The following is an 18,905-nucleotide window of genomic DNA, read 5'->3' as shown; positions in this document are numbered from 1 at the left end:
TTGGTGGAGCTAAGCGGGATCGAACCGCTGACCTCCTGCATGCCATGCAGGCGCTCTCCCAGCTGAGCTATAGCCCCACAATGTCGCTCTGAACAGAAGCGCTGGCTGGGTGCCTGGCGTTTCGTTTTCGTTCATCGCTGTGGACGGGGCGCATATTAAGATCGGATTGCAGGGCTGTCAAACTAATTTTTGAAAATATTCAAAATTTTTTTCACAGATAACAATCACTTACCGCCCTGCCCCGCTGCCTGGGGGTATTCGCTCCCGCAGGAGCAGGCGAGCCTGCTCCTGCAAGTGCCATGGGCAAGCCTCAGGCGATGGTCGCCAGCAGCTTTTCCCATTCCTTGTTTTCTTTCTTCGACACACCACCGAGCAGGTCCAGGGCCTGGCGCAGACGGTAGCGAGTCAGGTCAGGGCCAAGGATTTCCATGGCATCGAGCACCGACACCGAGCTGGCCTGGCCGGTAATGGCGGCGAACATCAGCGGCATGGCGTCACGCAGCTTCAGTTCCAGCGCTTCGACCACGGCCTGGATGCAGCCGGTGATGCGCTCTTTCTCCCACTGGCGCAGGCTTTCCAGTTTCCACAGGATCAGCTGCATCACCTGGCGCACCTGGTCGGCGGACAGCTTCTTGCTTTCGAACAGCTTGGCATCGAGCTTGAGCGCGCCTTCGAAGAAGAAACCACCCAGCGGGGCGACCTGGCTGAAAGTCTCGACCCGGCCCTGCACATGCGGGGCGATCTTCATCATGTAGTCGCTGTTGAACGCCCACTTCTGTACGCGCGCCGCGAATTCTTCCACCGGCAACTCACGCAGCCACTGGCCGTTGAGCCAGGACAGCTTCTCGATGTCGAAGATCGGGCCACCCAGGGAAATGCGCGACAGGTCGAAGTGCTCGACCATCTCGGCCAGGGAGAACTTCTCGCGCTCGTCCGGCATCGACCAGCCCATGCGGCCCAGGTAGTTGAGCATGGCCTCGGGCATGAAGCCCATGCGCTCGTAGAAGGTCACCGACGTCGGGTTCTTGCGCTTGGACAGCTTGGACTTGTCCGGGTTACGCAGCAGCGGCATGTAGCACAGCTTCGGCTGCTCCCAACCGAAGTACTCGTACAGCTTGATCAGCTTCGGCGCCGACGGCAGCCACTCTTCACCACGCAGGACGTGAGTGATGCCCATCAGGTGGTCATCGACCACGTTGGCCAGGAAGTAGGTCGGCAGGCCGTCGTTCTTCATCAGCACCTGCATGTCCATGCGGTCCCATGGAATTTCGACATCGCCACGGAGCATGTCCGGCACCACGCAGATGCCTTCGCTCGGCACCTTCATGCGGATCACGTGCGGCTCGCCAGCGGCCAGGCGGCGCTGCACTTCTTCGGCGCTCAACAGCAGGGCACGGCCGTCGTAGCGCGGGGTTTCACCACGGGCCATCTGCTCGGCGCGCATCTGCTCCAGCTCTTCGGCGGTGCAGAAGCAGTAGAAGGCATGGCCGGCATCGACCAGCTCCTTGGCGTACTTGGCGTAGATCTCGCCACGCTCGCTCTGCCGGTACGGGCCGTGCGGGCCGCCGACATCCGGGCCTTCGTTCCATTCGATGCCGAGCCAGCGCAAGGCGTCGAAGATCTGCTGTTCCGACTCGCGCGTGGAGCGCAACTGGTCGGTGTCTTCGATACGCAGGATGAACTCACCGCCGTGCTGCTTGGCAAAGCAGTAGTTGAACAGGGCGATGTAGGCGGTGCCGACATGGGGGTCGCCAGTGGGCGATGGCGCGATACGCGTGCGAACGGTGGTCATGAGAGTCTCGAACGAAAGATGAAACAAAGGCGGGATGTTAGCAGGGAGCAGGCACCGGGCTCCAGCAATGGCGCGAACGACACTTGTCGGATGGCCATCTGCCGCTGTTAAATTTAATTACATTTCTGGAACGATAGTCCTCATGCCTGCCCAACTCAAACGCCGCCTGGCGATCTTCTTCACCCTGGTGGCCCTCATCGCCCTCGCCTTCCTGGCCGAGTGGTATTTCAAAGGCCGTTTCTACGAGAGCACCGACAACGCCTACGTGCAGGGCGAAATCACCCGTATCTCCAGCCAGCTCGGCGCACGCATCGACGAGGTCCGGGTCGACGACAACCAGCACGTCAACAAAGGCGACCTGCTGGTGCGCCTGGAGGCCGCCGACTTCGAGCTGGCCATTGAGCGCGCCCGCGCCGCCCTGGCCACCCGCGAAGCCGAATATGCCCAGGCGCAAAGCCGGCTGACCCAACAAGGCAGCCTGATCGCCGCCGGTCAGGCACAGGTGGCCGCCAACCAGGCCACCTTCGACCGCTCGCGCCTGGACCTGAACCGCGCCGAAAAACTGCGCAAGCCCGGCTTCATCTCTGAAGAAAGGGTGACCACCCTGTCGGCAGACAGCCACGTGGCCGGCTCCCAGGTCGACAAGGCCCGCGCCGACCTGCAAAGCCAACGCCAGCAGATCAACGCCCTGAATGCCGACCTCAAGCGCCTCGACGCGCAGATCGCCAATGCCCGCGCCGACCTGGCCCAGGCCGAACTGAACCTGAGCCGCTGCGAGATCCGCGCGCCGCTGAGCGGCACCATCGGCCAGCGCAATGCCCGCAACGGCCAGGTAGTGCAGGCCGGCGCCTACCTGTTGTCGATCGTGCCCGATGAACACATCTGGGTGCAGGCCAACTTCAAGGAAACCCAGATCGGCAAGATGCAACCCGGCCAGCGCGCCGAACTGCTGTTCGACAGCTACCCCGACACCCCGATCGAAGGCCGCGTCGACAGCCTGTTCGCTGCGTCCGGCGCGCAGTTCAGCCTGTTGCCGCCAGACAACGCCACCGGCAACTTCACCAAGGTGGTGCAGCGCATTCCGGTGAAGCTGACGTTCGCCGCCGACAACCCGCTGCATGGGCGTATTCGCCCCGGCATGTCGGTCACCGCCACCGTCGACCTGCGCCGCGAAGACGAAGGCCACGATGGCCGGTGATCAACTGCTCCGCCCGACTGCGGAGCCGACCCGGCGCGACTGGATCGCGGTCATGAGCGTGATGCTGGGTGCCTTCATGGCGGTGCTGGACATCCAGATCACCAACTCCTCGCTCAAGGATATCCAGGGCGCGCTGTCAGCGACCCTGGAGGAAGGCTCGTGGATTTCCACCTCGTACCTGGTGGCGGAGATCATCATGATTCCGCTGACCGCCTGGCTGGTGCAGTTGCTGTCGGCGCGGCGCCTGGCGGTGTGGGTGTCTGCCGGCTTCCTGCTGTCCTCGCTGCTGTGCTCGATGGCCTGGAACCTCGAGAGCATGATCCTGTTCCGGGCCCTGCAGGGCTTCACTGGCGGCGCGCTGATCCCGCTGGCGTTCACCCTGACCCTGATCAAGTTGCCCGAGCACCACCGTGCCAAAGGCATGGCCATGTTCGCCATGACCGCCACGTTCGCCCCGTCGATCGGGCCGACCCTTGGCGGCTGGCTGACCGAGAACTGGGGCTGGGAGTACATCTTCTACATCAACATCCCGCCCGGGCTGGTGATGATCGCCGGCCTGCTCTACGGGCTGGAGAAGAAGGAAGCGCACTGGGAACTGCTGAAAAGCACCGATTATGCCGGCATCGTCACCCTCGGCGTGGGGCTGGGCTGCCTGCAGGTTTTCCTTGAAGAGGGCCACCGCAAGGACTGGCTGGAGTCCAACCTGATCGTCAGCCTGGCAGCTGTTGCCCTGATCAGTTTGATCACCTTCGTCATCCTGCAGCTTTCCAAGCCACACCCCTTGATCAACCTGCGCATCCTCGGCAACCGCAACTTCGGCCTGTCGAGCATTGCCAGCCTGGGCATGGGCGTGGGGCTTTATGGGTCGATCTACCTGCTGCCGCTGTACCTGGCACAGATCCAGGGCTACAACGCCCTGCAGATCGGCGAAGTGATCATGTGGATGGGCATCCCGCAGCTGTTTCTGATTCCGCTGGTGCCGCAGCTGATGAAGGTGGTGTCGCCCAAGTTGCTGTGCGCCCTCGGCTTCTGCCTGTTCGGTGTCGCCAGCTTTGGTTCGGGGGTGCTGAACCCGGACTTTGCCGGGCCGCAGTTCAACCACATCCAGATCATCCGCGCCCTCGGCCAGCCAATGATCATGGTGACCATTTCGCTGATCGCCACAGCGTACATCCAGCCTCAGGATGCCGGGTCGGCTTCAAGCCTGTTCAACATCCTGCGCAACCTCGGCGGTGCGATCGGCATTGCCTTGCTGGCGACCTTGCTGGATGCGCGGACCAAGGTGTACTTCGATTACCTGAGGGAGTCGGTGGTGCCGAGCAACCCGCAGGTGGCCGAACGGCTGGCACAGTTGGCGGAACGGCTGGGCAACGACAATGCGGCGCTGGGCAAACTGAGCGAGATTGCCCACCAGCAGGCGCTGATCATGGCCTACAACGATGCCTTCCACTTTGTCGGGATCGGGCTGGCGGTAAGCATGGTGGCGGTGTTGTTGACCCGCAAGCTGCCGGAAGGGTTGAAGGCTGGGGAAGCTCATTAGTCTGTACCGGCCTCTTCGCGGCGGTGCGGCAAAGAGGCCGGTACAGCCAACGGTTAATCAGCTGGTGATCAGGCGCTCGCGCAGCTGGGTAATTTCGTCACGCAGTTGCGCGGCGGCTTCGAATTCCAGGTCGCGGGCAAACTGCATCATCTTCTCTTCCAGCTGCTTGATGCGCTTGGTGATCTCGCCCGGCGTGCGCAGCTCGGCCTCGTAACGGGCGCTCTCCTCGGCTGCCTTGGCCATGCCCTTGCGCTTCTTGCTGCGCGCGCCGGGCACGGTGGCGCCTTCCATGATATCGGTGATGTCCTTGACCACGCCCTTGGGCACGATGCCATTGGCCTGGTTGAAAGCGATCTGCTTCTCGCGGCGCCGCTCCGTCTCGTCGATGGCACGCTGCATGGAGCCGGTGATGTTGTCGGCATACAGGATCGCCCGGCCATTGAGGTTCCGCGCGGCGCGGCCGATGGTCTGGATCAGCGAGCGCTCGGAACGCAGGAAGCCCTCTTTGTCGGCATCGAGAATCGCCACCAGCGATACCTCGGGCATGTCCAGGCCTTCGCGCAGCAGGTTGATGCCCACCAGCACATCAAAGGTGCCCAGGCGCAGGTCGCGGATGATCTCCACGCGCTCCACGGTGTCGATGTCCGAATGCAGGTAACGGACTCGCACATCGTGGTCGGCCAGGTAATCACTGAGGTCCTCGGCCATGCGCTTGGTCAGCGTGGTGGCGAGCACCCGTTCGCCTGCCGCGACACGTTTGCGAATCTCCGACAACAAGTCATCCACCTGAGTCAACGCCGGGCGAATCTCGACCTGAGGGTCGACCAGGCCGGTCGGGCGTACCACCTGCTCCACCACCCGGCCAGCATGCTCGGCTTCGTAGGGGCCTGGGGTGGCGGAGACGAAAATGGTCTGCGGGCTGACATCCTCCCACTCGTCGAAGCGCATCGGCCGGTTGTCCAGCGCCGACGGCAGGCGGAAGCCGTATTCGACCAGGGTTTCCTTGCGCGAGCGGTCGCCCTTGTACATGGCGCCGACCTGCGGAACGCTGACGTGGGACTCGTCGATCACCAGCAGGGCATCAGGCGGCAGGTAGTCGTAGAGCGTGGGCGGCGGCGCACCGGCCGGGCGCCCGGACAGGTAGCGCGAGTAGTTCTCGATGCCGTTGCAGTAACCCAGCTCGAGGATCATCTCCAGGTCGAAACGGGTGCGCTGCTCCAGGCGCTGGGCTTCGACCAGCTTGTTGGCCTTGTGCAGGTACTCGAGCCGGTCCTTCAGTTCTACCTTGATGCCCTCCACCGCCTCCAGCAGGGTTTCCCGCGGGGTCACGTAGTGGCTCTTGGGGTAGAAGGTAAAACGTGGCAGCTTGCGGAAGACCTCGCCGGTCAGCGGGTCGAAGGCGGCGATATTCTCGACCTCGTCGTCGAACAGCTCGATGCGGATGGCCTCAAGGTCGGATTCGGCCGGGAAGATGTCGATCACATCCCCACGCACACGGAACGTGGCACGGGCGAAATCCATCTCGTTGCGGGTGTATTGCAGGTCGGCCAGCCGGCGCAACAAGGCGCGCTGGTCGAGTTTGTCGCCGCGGTCGACGTGCAGGACCATCTTCAGGTAGGTCTCGGGGCTGCCCAGGCCGTAGATGCACGACACCGTGGTGACGATGATCGCATCGCGCCGTTCCAGCAGCGCCTTGGTCGCCGACAGGCGCATCTGTTCGATGTGGTCGTTGATCGAGGCATCCTTCTCGATGAAGGTGTCCGACGACGGCACATAGGCCTCTGGCTGGTAGTAGTCGTAGTAGGAGACGAAGTACTCGACTGCGTTGTTCGGGAAGAATGCCTTGAACTCGCCATACAGTTGCGCCGCCAGGGTCTTGTTCGGCGCCAGCACCAGGGTTGGCCGCTGCACCTGCTGGATGACGTTGGCGATGCTGAAGGTCTTGCCCGAACCGGTCACCCCGAGCAGGGTCTGGTGCGACAGGCCCGCGTCGATACCCTCGACCATCTGGCGGATGGCCTCGGGCTGGTCGCCGGCCGGCTGGAAACGGGTGACGAGCTGGAACTCGGACATGACGGACCTCGCGGTAACGCAGCAACTGTAAATTTAGCCAGTAGTCTATACCCAAATGCGCCCGCCGGGGGCCGGAATCAAGGCCAGGCTGTGAGCGTGCATTACGGTGGACCGGGCATTTCGACCAATGGTCAAAAAATATTTGCGCAAATCGCCGGAAAACCTGCGCCAAGCTGTCGCAGTGACCGGTCGGTATCACTATACTGACTCCCCGTTTGTGCACCGCTTCAGTGCATTCGGCTGGAGCGTGTACGCCCTATCACTCTCCAATCAGAGCCGAAGTAACAATGAGCCTGTTTTCCGCTGTCGAGCTGGCACCCCGCGACCCTATCCTGGGCCTCAACGAAGCATTCAACGCCGACCCACGTACCGACAAGGTCAACCTGGGCGTAGGCGTCTACTGCAATGAGGAAGGCCGCATTCCGCTGCTGCGCGCCGTGATCGAAGCCGAGACCCAGCGTGCTGCCCAGCACGCCTCGCGCGGCTACCTGCCGATCGATGGTATCGCCACCTACGACCAGGCCGTGCAGAAACTGCTGTTCGGGGCCGAATCGCCACTGCTGGCCGCTGGCCGCGTGGTCACCGTGCAGGCCGTTGGCGGCACTGGCGCTCTGAAAATCGGCGCCGACTTCCTCAAGCGCATTTCGCCGAATGCCGTGGTGGCCATCAGCGACCCGAGCTGGGAAAACCATCGTGCGCTGTTCGAAAGCGCGGGTTTCCCGGTACAGAACTACCGTTACTACGACGCCCCGAGCAACGACGTCAACCGCGCCGGCATGCTCGAGGACCTCAACGCCCTGCCGTCCGGCTCGATCGTCGTGCTGCACGCCTGCTGCCACAACCCGACCGGCGTCGACCTGACACTGGACGACTGGAAAAACGTTCTGGAAGTGGTCAAGGCCAAGGGCCACGTGCCATTCCTCGACATGGCCTACCAGGGCTTCGGTGACGGCATCGCCGAAGACGCCTTCGCCGTGCGCCTGTTCGCCGAGTCAGGCCTGGAGTTCTTCGTCTCCAGCTCGTTCTCCAAGTCGTTCTCGCTGTACGGCGAGCGCGTTGGCGCACTGTCGATCGTCACCGCCTCGAAAGACGAAAGCACCCGCGTGCTGTCGCAGGTCAAGCGCGTGATCCGCACCACCTACTCCAACCCGCCGACCCACGGCGCAACCATCGTCGCCACCGTGCTGAACAGTGCCGAACTGCGCCAGATGTGGGAAGCCGAGCTGGGCGAGATGCGCGAGCGCATCCATGGCATGCGCAAGCAGATGGTATCGCTGCTGGCCGAATACGGCGCCAACCGCGACTTCAGCTTCGTCGGCCGCCAGGTGGGCATGTTCTCCTACTCGGGCCTGACCGTTGAGCAGGTTGCTCGCCTGAAGAACGACTTTGGCATCTACGCCCTGGACACCGGTCGTATCGCTGTCGCCGCGCTGAACCAGAGCAACATTCACGTGGTTACCAAAGCCATCGTTGAAGTGCTGTAACTGATTGATTTGTCAGGAGGTCGCTTGACTTCCTCCTGGCAATCGGTAAGATACGCGCAGATTCCGCGATAGCTCAGTCGGTAGAGCAAATGACTGTTAATCATTGGGTCCCTGGTTCGAGTCCAGGTCGCGGAGCCAAACACTGAGAAAGCCCCCGAATGCGCAAGCATCGGGGGCTTTTTCGTTGTCTGGCGACGAAAATCCCTCGCCAGCCCCGACATCAGTTTCCAACCGGCTCGGTCACTGGCTTGCCATCATCCACCAAACTCCATACCAGCAACTCTGCAGGCCGGGTCTTGCTGGCATTGCGCGACACCCTGTGTACGGTGCCAGGCGCTTCGTACCAGTATTCGCCGGCCTTGTAGGTCTTCTCCCGCTCATCATTGAGCTTTGACACCACTGCGCCTTCCAGCACATAAGCCATGACCGCCCCCGGATGCTGGTGGGCAGGCGAGGCCTGCCCGGGGGCATAGCTGACCGTGAGCATGACAGCGCTCTTGCCCGGGGCATTCGAGGGTTGTTGTTGCTGCAGGACTGTTACCTGGTCAGCAGCGTCGCCGTGGGCCCAGGCTGCGGACTGACCACCGAACAGGCCAGCGGCAATGAGCAAGGCAAAAGAAAATTTGGCAGATTTCACGGGGGTTCTCCTGATTGGCAAGTGCCTGCAGGTTAGGCCCAGTGGCACAGGGCGCAAACGGCCAATCAGGAGAAAAAGCAGGGGGCCAGTCGGGAGCGCGCTCAGCAATTGCGCCCGATCGGGTAAAACACACCATGGCTCCATACCCCGAGCCATTGCGCGCCATCAATCACCCGCACCACTGCCAGGTCGACCAATTGGTAGAACACATTGCGATGGATCAACGCCTCGAGATTGCTGCGCATCAGCACATAAGGCGACGGCTCCTGAGTATCGGGATCGATCTCGACCCGCAAAGGGTTCTGCGGCCCCGCTTCGGCCTGATCCTCGACATTGCTGGTAAAGCGCAGCACCTGCGCCTCACCACTGCCCAGCACCTCCAGCGTCACGGCCACGAATGGCGCATCATCGACGCGGATGCCGACCTTCTCCACCGGGGTGATCAGAAAATAGTCATCACCATCGCGGCGAATGATCGTGGAGAACAGGCGAACCATCGGTTTACGCCCGATGGGTGTACCCAAGTAGTACCAGGTACCATCGCGGGCAATACGCATGTCGATATCGCCGCAGAAATCCGGGTTCCACAGATGCACCGGCGGCAGCCCCTTGTGCGTGGGGATCTGCGCCAATAGATCGTTGGCCTTGCCGGCATCCGTCATCACCCTGCCCTCACTCGCTCATGCCCAGAAGGCTACGAGCGTACTCGCGCATCGGTGCGCCAAGCAAATCCTGCGGCGACTGGTCGTGGAACGTCAACAAACCGCCACGGCTCTTGATCCGTGCGGTGTCGATCAGGTAACGCGTGTTGGTCTCGATCAGCATCATCTGCACGACACCGGTGTCCCAACCCACGCGGTCGACGGCCTGCTCGTCATACCATTCGTCGCCATTACCGATACGGTCATCCGTGCGGGCGAAGCGGGTATACAGCACATAGTCGGCGCCCACCGAGCGGGCCTGGGCGATCGCTTCCTCAAGCCCCAGCGGCCCTTGGGCGCGACGCACCAGCGGGAAATACTCGACGAAGCTCTTGAACGCCTCTTCGGCCACCGCATTCTGCTTCGGCACCGGGCCCTTGCCTGGCGGCATGAATGCGCCTTGGCCGATGAAGATGAACGAATCAGGCTGCAGGCGAATCGACAGGGTACGACGGGTATCGCTGTGGTCCAGCAAGCCGGCATCGCTCATGTGGTAACGGACGCCCTCGCCCATATCGCTGACATTCATGCAACCGCCCAACGCCATCAGCGTCAGCAGCAAAACCAGGCTACGCATCTTTCCTCCAGTGGCCGGTGACGAAAAACCGGCGAATAGCCGGCGGATGCAGCTTTTGCGCCAGCTTCAGCCGCCAATCACCTTCATCACTGTTACCCCCCCGGAAAACGCCAGCTCCTGCTTGTCTGCCAAAGCTTTTACCAGCAGCCGCTGCAAGCCTGGCAGGGCCTGATGGCGGGGCTTTTCCAGCAGATCGCCGACAAAGTGACGATTGCCGGAAGACAGACAGCCGTGCAGCCAGCCAGTAGAGGACAGACGCAGGCGCGAGCAAGTGCGGCAGAACGGCACGCTTTCATTGGCGATGACGCCGAAATGGCCACGCCCGGGAATCTGGTAGCGCAGCGCCGTGGCATCCAGCGGCGCGTCGACCTGCTGGTAGCCATACCGGCCGCCGATCACATCGAGCAATGCATCGAGCCCGACAAACTGCTGCAGGAACGCATTGTTGTCCCGGGCCAGGTGGCCCATGCGCATCAGCTCGATGAAACGCAGCTCGAAACCACGCGCCATGCAGTAGTCGAGCATCGGCAGCACCTGATCGAGGTTCTGACCACGCATCGGCACCATGTTGACCTTGATCCGCATGCCCATGGCACTGGCCTGGTCCATGCCTGCCAACACGCTGGCCAGATCACCGCCACGGGCGATGCGGCGAAATGCCTGGGGGTCGAGGGTATCGAGGGACACGTTCAAACGGCGAATGCCGGCCGCTTGCAGTTGCGGCAGCTTGCGCGCGAGCAGCTGCCCGTTGGTGGTCAGCGTGATGTCGTCAAGGTCGAGCTTCGACACCGCCGCCAGAAAGGCATCCAGCCGAGGGCTGACCAGCGGCTCGCCACCGGTAATGCGCAAACGCTCGATACCGGCAGCTTCGATGAGATAGGCCACACCGCGCGCCAAGCTTTCCGCCGACAGTTCATCCTGGGCCGCGACCAGGCGCTTGCCATCCGGCACGCAGTAGCTGCAGGCGTAGTTACAGGCAGCCGTCAGGCTGACGCGCAGGTTGCGAAAACGCCTGCCTTGACGATCGACGATCATGGATGACTCCGGCATTGGATGAATCGGGGCCGGCAAAACTTGACTCATGGTTCAAGTTTTTGCAAGTCCCCATTTCACGCCAGGCTCACCCGGTGACGACGAGTGCCTTCAGTGGCTGGCTTCCGGATCACGCTTGCGCTTGTTGCCCATGCGCACGCCGATATCCATGAGGAACTGGAAGAAACCTTCCTGATCTTCCAGCACATTGCTCCAGAACGGCGAGTGGTACAGCGCTACGGCGCCGTGCACCAACGCCCAGGCGGCGCAGTAGTGGAAGTACGGCGGCACGTCTTCGAGCTTGCCTTCGCTGATGCGGCCCTCGATCAGCTCGGTCAGGCGCTTGAAGTTGGACGCGCGGATGCTGTGCAGCTGCTCGACCATTTCCGGTACCTGGTTGCCCTTGACCACCTTCTCTTCCAGGCGGTCGAACAGCCGGTAGCGCTGCGGGTCGCGCATGCGGAACTCGAAGTAGGCGCGCGACAGCGCCTCCTTGTCGCGATCGACATCGGCCGAGTGCAACAGCGCGTTCAGGTCACGCTCATAGTCGAGCATCAGGCGCAGGTAGATCTCCGCCTTGGACTTGAAGTGCTTGTAGATCGTGCCTTTGCCGATACCCACGGCGTCGGCGATCATCTCGACTGTGACGCTGTCTTCACCCTGTTCGAGGAACAGCTTCAGCGCTGTGTCGAGGATTTCCTGTTCGCGACGGTGAAACTCACGGACCTTACGAGATTCTTTCTGCATAGGAAGGACTGGATGACATTGAAGCGGTTTATTATGCCTAACTTGCGGCAAATTGCACGGATCATCCAACCATGTCTATGTTTCACGATGAGTTCGAACAGGCGCCGGGGCTGCGTTACCTGAACCACGCGGCCATCGCTCCCTGGCCGCGCCGGGCCAGCGAGGCGGTGGCGCGCTTTGCCCGAGACAACGTGTACCTGGGTGCGAGCGACTACCCGGCATGGCTGGCCACCGAACGCAGGCTGCGGGAAAGGCTGGCGCGCCTGGTCAATGCGCCTTCCTGGGCAGACATCGCGCTGGTAAAGAACACCTCCGAGGCACTGTCACTGGTCGCTTTCGGCCTCGACTGGCAAGCCGGCGATCAGGTTGTGATCAGCGACGAGGAGTTTCCCTCCAACCGGGTCGTCTGGGAAGCATTAGGCGCGCGTGGAGTCGAAGTAACCGAGGCAAGCCTTGCCGGGCCTGACCCGGAAGCCACACTGCTCGCGGCCTGCGGCCCGCGTACGCGCCTGCTGGCAGTGATGGCCGTGCAGTTCGCCAGCGGCCTGCGCCTGGACCTGCCCCGCCTCGGCGAGGGCTGCCGGGCGCGCAATGTCCTGTTCTGCGTCGATGCCATCCAGCAGATTGGCGCCCTGCCCTTCGACGTGCAGCGTTATCAGTGCGACTTCGCCATGGCCGACGGCCACAAGTGGATGCTGGGGCCAGAGGGCCTGGGTGTATTCTATTGCCGCGCTGCACTGCGCCCGCAGCTCAGGTTACACGCCTATGGCTGGCATATGCTGGAGCGTCTGGGCGACTTCGACCGCCGCGAGTGGCAGCCGGCACGTAGCGCCAGGCGCTTTGAATGCGGCAGCCCGAACATGCTGGGTGCATGCGCCCTGGAGGCCAGCCTGTCATTGCTGGAGGAAATTGGCATGGATGAGGTTGGCCGGCAATTGCAGCTGCGGGTCGAGCAACTGCTTCAAGGCCTGGGCGGTATTCCCGGGGTACACCTGCATAGCCCGGCATCCCCGGAAAAACGGGCGGGCATCGTTACTTTCAGCCTTCAGGGGCAGGACAGCACGGCTGTCTATCAAAGCCTGTTGGCGGAGCAGACGATCTGCGCAGTAAGAGGGCCAGGTATACGATTTTCGCCACATTTCTATTCCAGTGAGCAGCTGATCGACGAAGCTGTGCAGCAAGTGCGGCGCCTGGCCATGCACTGAGGGAGGAAGGGACGGCGGGCGTATTCCAAATCTGTTTAAAAAACGAACAGAGAAGCACTGGCACTGTGCCAAACCTGACCAATACTTGAAGTGTTGGCGCGGCGCATCCCCCCCAAGTGGCGCGCCGATAAAGGTGCTCAGGGACCGCGTACCTTTGTTTTACTCCTAATGGTCTTAACCCGGATTCCCCCCCCAGAACCCGGGTTTTTTTTGCCCATGCCCTGACGCCTGGGCTACCGCGCACTTAGAAGCAAAAGCAGAGCAAAAGCGATTGGCTTGGTTCAGGCCACTCGTGCCAGCGGGAACAGGCGCTTGAAGTTGCCCGTGGTCTGCTCGGCCAGTTGCGCATAGCTGACCCCACGCAACGATGCCACATATTCCGCCACCTCCCGTACATACTGCGGCAGGTTCGGCTTGCCACGATACGGGATCGGTGCCAGGTACGGCGAATCGGTCTCCACCAGCAGGCGGTCGACCGGCACTTGCCGCGCTACCTCGCGCAGGGCATCGGCATTGCGGAAGGTGACGATGCCAGACAACGAGATGTAATAGCCCAGGTCCAGCGCCGCCTTGGCCATGTCCCAATCTTCAGTGAAGCAGTGCAGCACGCCCGCCTGCGGCAGGTTCGCTTCACGCAGCAACGCCAAGGTATCGGCCCGCGCCGCACGGGTATGCACGATCACCGGCTTGCCTGTCTGGCGCGAAGCCTCCAAATGCAGGCGGAATGATGCCTGCTGCAACTCCGCGGCTTCCGGTTCGTAGTGGTAGTCCAGGCCGGTTTCGCCAATCGCCACCACATGCGGGTGCGCCAGCTCGCGCAGCAGCCATTCCAGCGCCGGCGTCTCACCCGGCGCCAAGTCCAACGGGTGCACGCCCACCGAGCAGTCAACATCGGCGTACTGCTCGCTCAGGGCCTTCACCGCTCCGGCATTTTCGGCGCTGACGCCAATGCACAGGAAATGCCCGACCCCACGCTCGCGCGCTGCCTGCAGCGCTGCATCGAGGGAGCCCTGATGGGCACTCAGGTCAAGACGGTCGAGGTGGCAATGGGAATCTACGAGCATGGCAGGCGGCACACATGAAAAGATGGAAAATCAGCGGGAACCCGGCAGCTGTACCCAATGGGCCAGCAGCGCTTCCAGCAGCAATACGCGATTGAGGTTGGCCTTGCCGAGCACCTTCTGGCGCTGTTCGAGGATCCACGCCTGGACCTCCAGCACCTTGCCCTGACGGGCCTTTTGCGCCAGGTATTGCACCACCTTGCGCATGTCGGCCAAGCCCAACCCCTCTTCATCCTGGGTCAACTGGTAGCGCAGGATCAGGTGCGACCAGTCACAGAACCAGTCGAACAGCAACAACAACGGCACACTGCTCCAGGCCTCGGCCAGCTGGCTGGGCGATTGCTGCTGCTTGAGCAGCTTCTTCACCCCGTCGGTCACCAAGGCCCGTTGCTCACGCACACCTTGCGCCTGCAGACTGACAGCCATCAGCGGCGAGCCGGCAGCCAAGGTCAGCAGCTCCTCGCGCTCGGCCTCGTCGCTGTCGGGCAATGCCGTGGCCAGCCAGGCCTGGCTCTGCGCCAGGCTCGGCTGCGGGCAGACCACTTGCTGGCAGCGGCTCTTGATCGTCGGCAACAGGCGGCTGGGCTGGTGACTGACCAACAGCAGCACGGTATCGCCCGAAGGCTCCTCCAGGCTCTTGAGCAAAGCGTTGGAGGCATTGACGTTCATTGCCTCGACCGGCTCGATCAACACCACTTTACGCCCGCCCAGCTGCGCCGTCTGCACCACGAACGACACCAGTTCACGCACCTGGTCGACCTTGATCGGCTTGTCGGCCTCCTCCGGCTCCAGCACGAAGTTGTCCGGGTGGCTGCCGGCCTTGAGCAGCAGGCACGACTTGCACTGCCCGCAAGCATCCAGCCCCTGCGGCTGCTGGCACAGCAAACGCGCCATCAGCCGCTCGGCCAGGGCGCGTTTGCCGATGCCCTGGGGCCCGTGCAGCAGGTAGGCATGGGCGTGCCGGGCACGGCCGGCCAGCTGCTGCCAGAGCGCCTGCTGCCAGGGGTAGGCCTCAGCCACGGCAACGCCCCACAATGCCAGGCAGCAGTGCATCGATGGCACGCTGCACAGCCTCCAGGGGCTGGGCGGCGTCGAGCAGGCTGTAGCGTTGCGGCGCGCCGTGGGCGCGTTGCAGATAGGCTTGGCGCACGGCTTCGAAGAAGGCCTGGCCTTCCTGCTCGAAACGATCCAGGCGACCGCGCGCGGCGGCACGGGCCAGGCCGACTTCCACCGGCAGGTCGAAGACCAGGGTCAAGTCCGGGCGCAGGTCACCCTGGACGAATTGCTCCAGCGCAGCGATACGCTCTACCGACAGGCCGCGGCCACCGCCCTGGTAGGCGTATGTGGCATCGGTGAAGCGATCACAAAGCACCACCGCACCACGGGCAAGCGCCGGGCGAATCACGCCGGCAAGGTGCTGGGCACGGGCAGCGAACACCAGCAGCAGCTCGGTATCAGCGGCCATCACTTCATCACTCGGCGCCAGCAACAACTCGCGGACTTTTTCAGCCAGCGGCGTACCGCCAGGCTCGCGGGTCAGCACCACGTCCAGGCCCTGTTCGCGCAGGCGCGCGGCCAGGTAATCGCGGTTGGTGCTCTTGCCCGCGCCTTCGGGGCCCTCAAGGGTAATAAACAAGCCGCTCACAGGCAGTCCTTAATGTTGTTCGTCAGGCGTTGGCGCGTCGGCCGGCTCGGCCTCGCTGGCAGGATCCTGCTCAGCTGGCTCGTCCGCGTCCGCAGGTGCGCTTTGCGGCGCCGGGCTGGAGCGGTAATCCGCACGACGCTTGAGCTGAAACTCGCGCACCGCCGAGTTGTGATCGTCCAGGTCATCGGAGAACACATGGCTGCCATCGCCACGGGCGACGAAGTACAGGCTGGTGCCGTCGGCCGGGTTGAGCGCAGCATGGATCGCCTCGCGCCCGACCATGGCGATCGGTGTCGGTGGCAGGCCGGTCATGGTGTAGGTGTTGTAAGGCGTCGGCTCACGCAGGTCGGCGCGGGAAATCTTGCCGTTGTAGCGCTCACCCATGCCGTAGATCACCGTCGGGTCGGTCTGCAGCATCATGCCCATGCGCAGGCGGCGGACGAAAACGCCGGCAATCTGCCCGCGTTCCTGGGGGATACCGGTTTCTTTCTCCACCAGCGAGGCCATGATCAAGGCCTGGTAGGGGTCACGGTAAGGCAGGTCGGTGGTGCGCTCTGCCCACTCTTTGGCCAGCACTTCGTCCAGGCGCATGTACGCCTGTTGCAGCAGCTCGACGTCGCTCATGCCGCGCACGAAGCGGTAGGTGTCGGGGAAGAAGCGGCCTTCAGGGAACACACCGGTGTGGCCGAGCTTGTCCATCACTTCGGCGTCGGAAAGGCCATCCAGGGTGTGCTTGAGCTTTTCATGCTTGGCCACCGCCGAACGCACCTGGCGGAAGGTCCAGCCTTCGACCAGGGTGAGGTTGTACTGCACCACATCGCCACGGCGCCAGACGTCGAATAGCTCCTCCACCGTCATGCCGGGGGTGAGGCGATACTCGCCGGTATGCAACTGTGTGCCGGCCATGTTGAAGCGCCAGTACAGGCGCAGCCAGAGGGCGTCATCGAGCAAGCCGTCAGCCTGCATGCGATAGAACATGCGGTTGGGGTTGGTGCCACTGGGCACGTCGAGCAGGCGCTCTTCGGCCACATGCAGGGGCTGCTCCAGCACCGAGTTGATCTTCCAGGCCGACCAGCCCAAGGCCAGGCCGGCGAGGATCAAGCCCATTTCCAGCAGCAGCAGGAATTTGCGTCTCACGAATTCAGGTATCCAGTAACGTACGGGCAACGGCCTGCAGTTTACGGGTGAGCGGGCCCGGCGACCAGTTCAGCGCGGCAATTGCACGCACAGGCCAGACACCGTAGACACTGTTGCAGACGAACACTTCATCCGCCTGTTGCAGTTCGTCGAATGCAATATCACGCACCTGTACCGCCATGCCCAGCCGTTGCGCCTGCTCCAGCAGGGCAGCGCGCATCACGCCGGCAACGCCGCAACGGCTGAGGTCAGCCGTGAGCAGCACGCCATCGCGCACCAGGAACAGATTGCTGTATACGCCTTCGACCACCCTGCCCTGCCCATCACGCATCAGGCCTTCGGCATGTTCGCTGTCCTGCCATTCGGCACGGGCCAGCACCTGCTCCAGGCGATTGAGGTGTTTGAGACCGGCCAGCAACGGTTGCTCCCCAAGCCGGGTCAGGCAAGGGAACAGCCGCACGCCGTGCTCGGCATGTTCGACAGGATAGCTGGGCAGCGGGCTGCCCTGGAGAATCCGCCGCGGCGCAACGCCGGCAACCGGCGCGTAGCCACGCTGGCTGTCGCCACGGGTGAGGACCAGCTTGGCGACACCGTCACCCAGCTGACTGGCAAAGCGCAAAATTTCATCACGCACCAGCGCCAGGTCGGCGTCGATCATCAGCCGCTGGCAACCCAGTGCCAGGCGGGACAGATGGCCGTCCAGCAGGCTGGGCCGGCCAGCGCGCACGGCGATGGTCTCGAACAGGCCATCACCGTAGGCCAGGCCGCGGTTCTGCAAATTGATCGCAGTCGCGGGCTGGCCGTCGATCCAGCTGTGCATCAACCGGCGAACCGGCGGAACACCAGCGAACCGTTGGTGCCGCCAAAGCCGAACGAGTTGGACAGCACCACGTCGATCGGCATGCTGCGAGCTTCATGCGGCACGAAGTCGAGGTCGCAGCCTTCGTCCGGCTCGTCGAGGTTGATGGTCGGCGGCGCCATCTGGCTGTTGATCGCCAGCACGCTGAAGATCGCCTCGACTGCACCGGCCGCACCGAGCAGGTGACCGGTCATCGACTTGGTCGAGCTGACCGCCAGCTTGTAGGCATGCTCGCCGAACACGCGCTTGATCGCCGCAACTTCGGCAATGTCGCCGGCCGGGGTCGAGGTACCGTGGGCGTTGATGTAGCTGACGGCTTCAGGCTGGATGCCAGCGTCGCGCAGGGCGTTGGCCATGCAACGGGCAGCACCTTCACCGCTGTCGGGCGGCGAAGTCATGTGGTAAGCGTCGCCGCTCATGCCGAAACCGACCAGCTCGGCATAGATGGTCGCACCACGGGCCTTGGCGTGCTCCAGCTCTTCGAGCACCAGGGCGCCAGCACCGTCGGAGAGCACGAAGCCATCACGGCCCTTGTCCCACGGGCGGCTGGCACGGGCTGGCTCATCGTTGCGGGTCGACAGCGCACGGGACGCACCAAAGCCGCCCATGCCCAGGCCACACGCAGCCATTTCGGCGCCACCGGCGATCATCACGTCGGCTTCACCGTAGGCGATGTTGCGCGCAGCCATGCCGATGCAGTGGGTGCCCGTGGTGCAGGCGGTGGCGATGGCGTAGTTCGGCCCCTGCAGCCCCAGGTGGATCGACAGGAAACCGGAGATCATGTTGATGATCGAACCCGGCACGAAGAACGGCGAAATACGGCGCGGGCCTTGCTCGTGCAAGGTACGGCTGGTTTCTTCGATGTTGGTCAGGCCGCCGATACCCGAACCCATGGCCACGCCAATGCGCTCGCGGTTGGCGTCGGTGACTTCCAGGCCGGCATTACGCACCGCCTGGAAACCGGCCGCCAGGCCGTACTGAATGAACAGGTCGAGCTTGCGGGCCTCTTTGGCCGACAGGTACTGCTCAACCTCGAAGCCTTTCACCGAGCCGCCAAAACGGGTGGAGTAGGCAGACAGGTCCGTATGCTCGATCGGACCGATGCCACTGCGGCCAGCCAGAATGCCCTGCCAGGTGCTCGGTACATCGGTACCCAGTGGCGACAGCATGCCCATACCGGTGACCACGACGCGTCTACGCGACACAGTACTCTCCTT

Annotated in this window: 17 protein-coding genes and 2 tRNA genes; 5 read left to right on the top strand and 14 right to left on the bottom strand. The window is 63.0% G+C overall.

Going from position 1 to position 18,905, the window contains the following annotated elements; genetic code table 11:
• Position 1 precedes the first annotated feature (1 nt).
• Both F6X59_RS27205 and gltX read right to left on the bottom strand, forming a co-directional pair.
• Positions 2 to 77, bottom strand: a tRNA-Ala gene (locus F6X59_RS27205).
• A gap of 233 nt (positions 78 to 310) precedes the next feature.
• Positions 311 to 1,792, bottom strand: a complete 1,482-nt coding sequence (gene gltX / locus F6X59_RS27200; protein WP_152959157.1) for a glutamate--tRNA ligase — start codon at positions 1,790 to 1,792, stop codon at positions 311 to 313.
• A 142-nt stretch (positions 1,793 to 1,934) separates the two neighbouring features.
• Here gltX and F6X59_RS27195 point away from each other — a divergent pair, with 142 nt between their 5' ends.
• Both F6X59_RS27195 and F6X59_RS27190 read left to right on the top strand, forming a co-directional pair.
• On the top strand, positions 1,935 to 2,990 hold the full coding sequence (locus F6X59_RS27195) for an HlyD family secretion protein (RefSeq protein ID WP_152959156.1): 1,056 nt from the start codon (positions 1,935 to 1,937) through the stop codon (positions 2,988 to 2,990).
• Positions 2,980 to 4,530: an MDR family MFS transporter gene (locus F6X59_RS27190; protein WP_152959155.1), complete on the top strand. Its 1,551-nt coding sequence runs from the start codon at positions 2,980 to 2,982 to the stop codon at positions 4,528 to 4,530. The genes F6X59_RS27195 and F6X59_RS27190 overlap by 11 nt, the downstream gene beginning before the upstream one ends.
• A 57-nt stretch (positions 4,531 to 4,587) precedes the next feature.
• Here the strand turns inward: F6X59_RS27190 and uvrB are convergent, their stop codons facing one another.
• The gene (uvrB, locus tag F6X59_RS27185; RefSeq protein WP_152959154.1) at positions 4,588 to 6,603 is read right to left on the bottom strand and encodes an excinuclease ABC subunit UvrB; all 2,016 of its coding nucleotides are present in this window, start codon (positions 6,601 to 6,603) and stop codon (positions 4,588 to 4,590) included.
• A gap of 287 nt (positions 6,604 to 6,890) precedes the next feature.
• On the opposite strand from uvrB, the gene F6X59_RS27180 reads away from it, so the two are divergent.
• Positions 6,891 to 8,087, top strand: a complete 1,197-nt coding sequence (locus F6X59_RS27180; RefSeq protein WP_152959153.1) for an amino acid aminotransferase — start codon at positions 6,891 to 6,893, stop codon at positions 8,085 to 8,087.
• 62 nt (positions 8,088 to 8,149) lie between these two features.
• A tRNA-Asn gene (locus F6X59_RS27175) sits at positions 8,150 to 8,225 on the top strand.
• 82 nt (positions 8,226 to 8,307) lie between these two features.
• On the opposite strand, the gene F6X59_RS27170 is transcribed toward F6X59_RS27175, so the two are convergent.
• From F6X59_RS27170 to F6X59_RS27150, 5 genes are all read right to left on the bottom strand, one after another.
• Positions 8,308 to 8,724, bottom strand: a complete 417-nt coding sequence (locus F6X59_RS27170; protein WP_372240556.1) for a cupin domain-containing protein — start codon at positions 8,722 to 8,724, stop codon at positions 8,308 to 8,310.
• Between the two features lie 101 nt (positions 8,725 to 8,825).
• Positions 8,826 to 9,386: a DUF1285 domain-containing protein gene (locus F6X59_RS27165; RefSeq protein WP_152959152.1), complete on the bottom strand. Its 561-nt coding sequence runs from the start codon at positions 9,384 to 9,386 to the stop codon at positions 8,826 to 8,828.
• A 10-nt stretch (positions 9,387 to 9,396) separates the two neighbouring features.
• Positions 9,397 to 10,002 carry a DUF4823 domain-containing protein gene (locus tag F6X59_RS27160; RefSeq protein WP_152959151.1) on the bottom strand — a complete coding sequence of 202 codons (606 nt, stop codon included), beginning with the start codon at positions 10,000 to 10,002 and terminating at the stop codon, positions 9,397 to 9,399.
• Positions 10,003 to 10,068: 66 nt separating this feature from the next.
• A complete protein-coding gene (locus F6X59_RS27155) occupies positions 10,069 to 11,037 on the bottom strand; it encodes a GTP 3',8-cyclase MoaA (protein WP_152959150.1) in 969 nt (322 codons plus the stop codon).
• A 108-nt stretch (positions 11,038 to 11,145) separates the two neighbouring features.
• Positions 11,146 to 11,781 carry a TetR/AcrR family transcriptional regulator gene (locus F6X59_RS27150; protein ID WP_152959149.1) on the bottom strand — a complete coding sequence of 212 codons (636 nt, stop codon included), beginning with the start codon at positions 11,779 to 11,781 and terminating at the stop codon, positions 11,146 to 11,148.
• A 71-nt stretch (positions 11,782 to 11,852) separates the two neighbouring features.
• On the opposite strand from F6X59_RS27150, the gene F6X59_RS27145 reads away from it, so the two are divergent.
• Positions 11,853 to 12,986 (top strand): aminotransferase class V-fold PLP-dependent enzyme, encoded by a 1,134-nt coding sequence (locus F6X59_RS27145; protein ID WP_152959148.1) that lies wholly within the window; start codon positions 11,853 to 11,855, stop codon positions 12,984 to 12,986.
• Between the two features lie 281 nt (positions 12,987 to 13,267).
• Here F6X59_RS27145 and F6X59_RS27140 read toward each other — a convergent pair whose 3' ends face one another.
• Genes F6X59_RS27140 through fabF form a run of 6 tightly spaced genes read right to left on the bottom strand, consistent with a single transcriptional unit; the run spans position 13,268 to position 18,893 of the window.
• A complete protein-coding gene (locus F6X59_RS27140) occupies positions 13,268 to 14,050 on the bottom strand; it encodes a TatD family hydrolase (RefSeq protein ID WP_152959147.1) in 783 nt (260 codons plus the stop codon).
• Between the two features lie 30 nt (positions 14,051 to 14,080).
• Complete coding sequence (locus F6X59_RS27135) at positions 14,081 to 15,067, bottom strand: DNA polymerase III subunit delta' (RefSeq protein WP_159409411.1); 987 nt, start codon at positions 15,065 to 15,067, stop codon at positions 14,081 to 14,083.
• The gene (tmk, locus tag F6X59_RS27130) at positions 15,060 to 15,692 is read right to left on the bottom strand and encodes a dTMP kinase (protein ID WP_346652831.1); all 633 of its coding nucleotides are present in this window, start codon (positions 15,690 to 15,692) and stop codon (positions 15,060 to 15,062) included. The genes F6X59_RS27135 and tmk overlap by 8 nt, the downstream gene beginning before the upstream one ends.
• A 9-nt stretch (positions 15,693 to 15,701) precedes the next feature.
• On the bottom strand, positions 15,702 to 16,829 hold the full coding sequence (mltG, locus tag F6X59_RS27125; protein ID WP_346652832.1) for an endolytic transglycosylase MltG: 1,128 nt from the start codon (positions 16,827 to 16,829) through the stop codon (positions 15,702 to 15,704).
• Positions 16,830 to 16,833: 4 nt separating this feature from the next.
• Positions 16,834 to 17,649, bottom strand: coding sequence for an aminodeoxychorismate lyase (gene pabC, locus F6X59_RS27120; protein WP_152959144.1), 816 nt, complete (start codon positions 17,647 to 17,649; stop codon positions 16,834 to 16,836).
• A complete protein-coding gene (gene fabF / locus F6X59_RS27115; protein ID WP_346652834.1) occupies positions 17,649 to 18,893 on the bottom strand; it encodes a beta-ketoacyl-ACP synthase II in 1,245 nt (414 codons plus the stop codon). Before fabF ends, pabC begins: the two co-directional genes overlap by 1 nt.
• Positions 18,894 to 18,905 lie beyond the last annotated feature (12 nt).

The organism is Pseudomonas sp. MN1F (genome assembly GCF_009391885.1).
Taxonomy (GTDB): Bacteria; Pseudomonadota; Gammaproteobacteria; order Pseudomonadales; family Pseudomonadaceae; genus Aquipseudomonas.
Note: the sequence above shows the minus strand (reverse complement) of the source record. Positions and strands in the feature narration are given on the sequence as shown.

Excerpts from the sequence above, each read along its gene's own strand:
- F6X59_RS27155 (WP_152959150.1), bottom strand. The coding sequence starts at position 11,037 with ATGATCGTCGATCGTCAAGGCAGGCGTTTTCGCAACCTGCGCGTCAGC.
- F6X59_RS27165 (WP_152959152.1), bottom strand. The coding sequence starts at position 9,386 with ATGACGGATGCCGGCAAGGCCAACGATCTATTGGCGCAGATCCCCACG.
- F6X59_RS27190 (WP_152959155.1), top strand. The coding sequence starts at position 2,980 with ATGGCCGGTGATCAACTGCTCCGCCCGACTGCGGAGCCGACCCGGCGC.
- F6X59_RS27160 (WP_152959151.1), bottom strand. The coding sequence starts at position 10,002 with ATGCGTAGCCTGGTTTTGCTGCTGACGCTGATGGCGTTGGGCGGTTGC.
- F6X59_RS27195 (WP_152959156.1), top strand. The coding sequence starts at position 1,935 with ATGCCTGCCCAACTCAAACGCCGCCTGGCGATCTTCTTCACCCTGGTG.
- pabC (WP_152959144.1), bottom strand. The coding sequence starts at position 17,649 with ATGCACAGCTGGATCGACGGCCAGCCCGCGACTGCGATCAATTTGCAG.
- F6X59_RS27140 (WP_152959147.1), bottom strand. The coding sequence starts at position 14,050 with ATGCTCGTAGATTCCCATTGCCACCTCGACCGTCTTGACCTGAGTGCC.
- F6X59_RS27180 (WP_152959153.1), top strand. The coding sequence starts at position 6,891 with ATGAGCCTGTTTTCCGCTGTCGAGCTGGCACCCCGCGACCCTATCCTG.
- F6X59_RS27145 (WP_152959148.1), top strand. The coding sequence starts at position 11,853 with ATGTCTATGTTTCACGATGAGTTCGAACAGGCGCCGGGGCTGCGTTAC.
- F6X59_RS27150 (WP_152959149.1), bottom strand. The coding sequence starts at position 11,781 with ATGCAGAAAGAATCTCGTAAGGTCCGTGAGTTTCACCGTCGCGAACAG.
- gltX (WP_152959157.1), bottom strand. The coding sequence starts at position 1,792 with ATGACCACCGTTCGCACGCGTATCGCGCCATCGCCCACTGGCGACCCC.
- uvrB (WP_152959154.1), bottom strand. The coding sequence starts at position 6,603 with ATGTCCGAGTTCCAGCTCGTCACCCGTTTCCAGCCGGCCGGCGACCAG.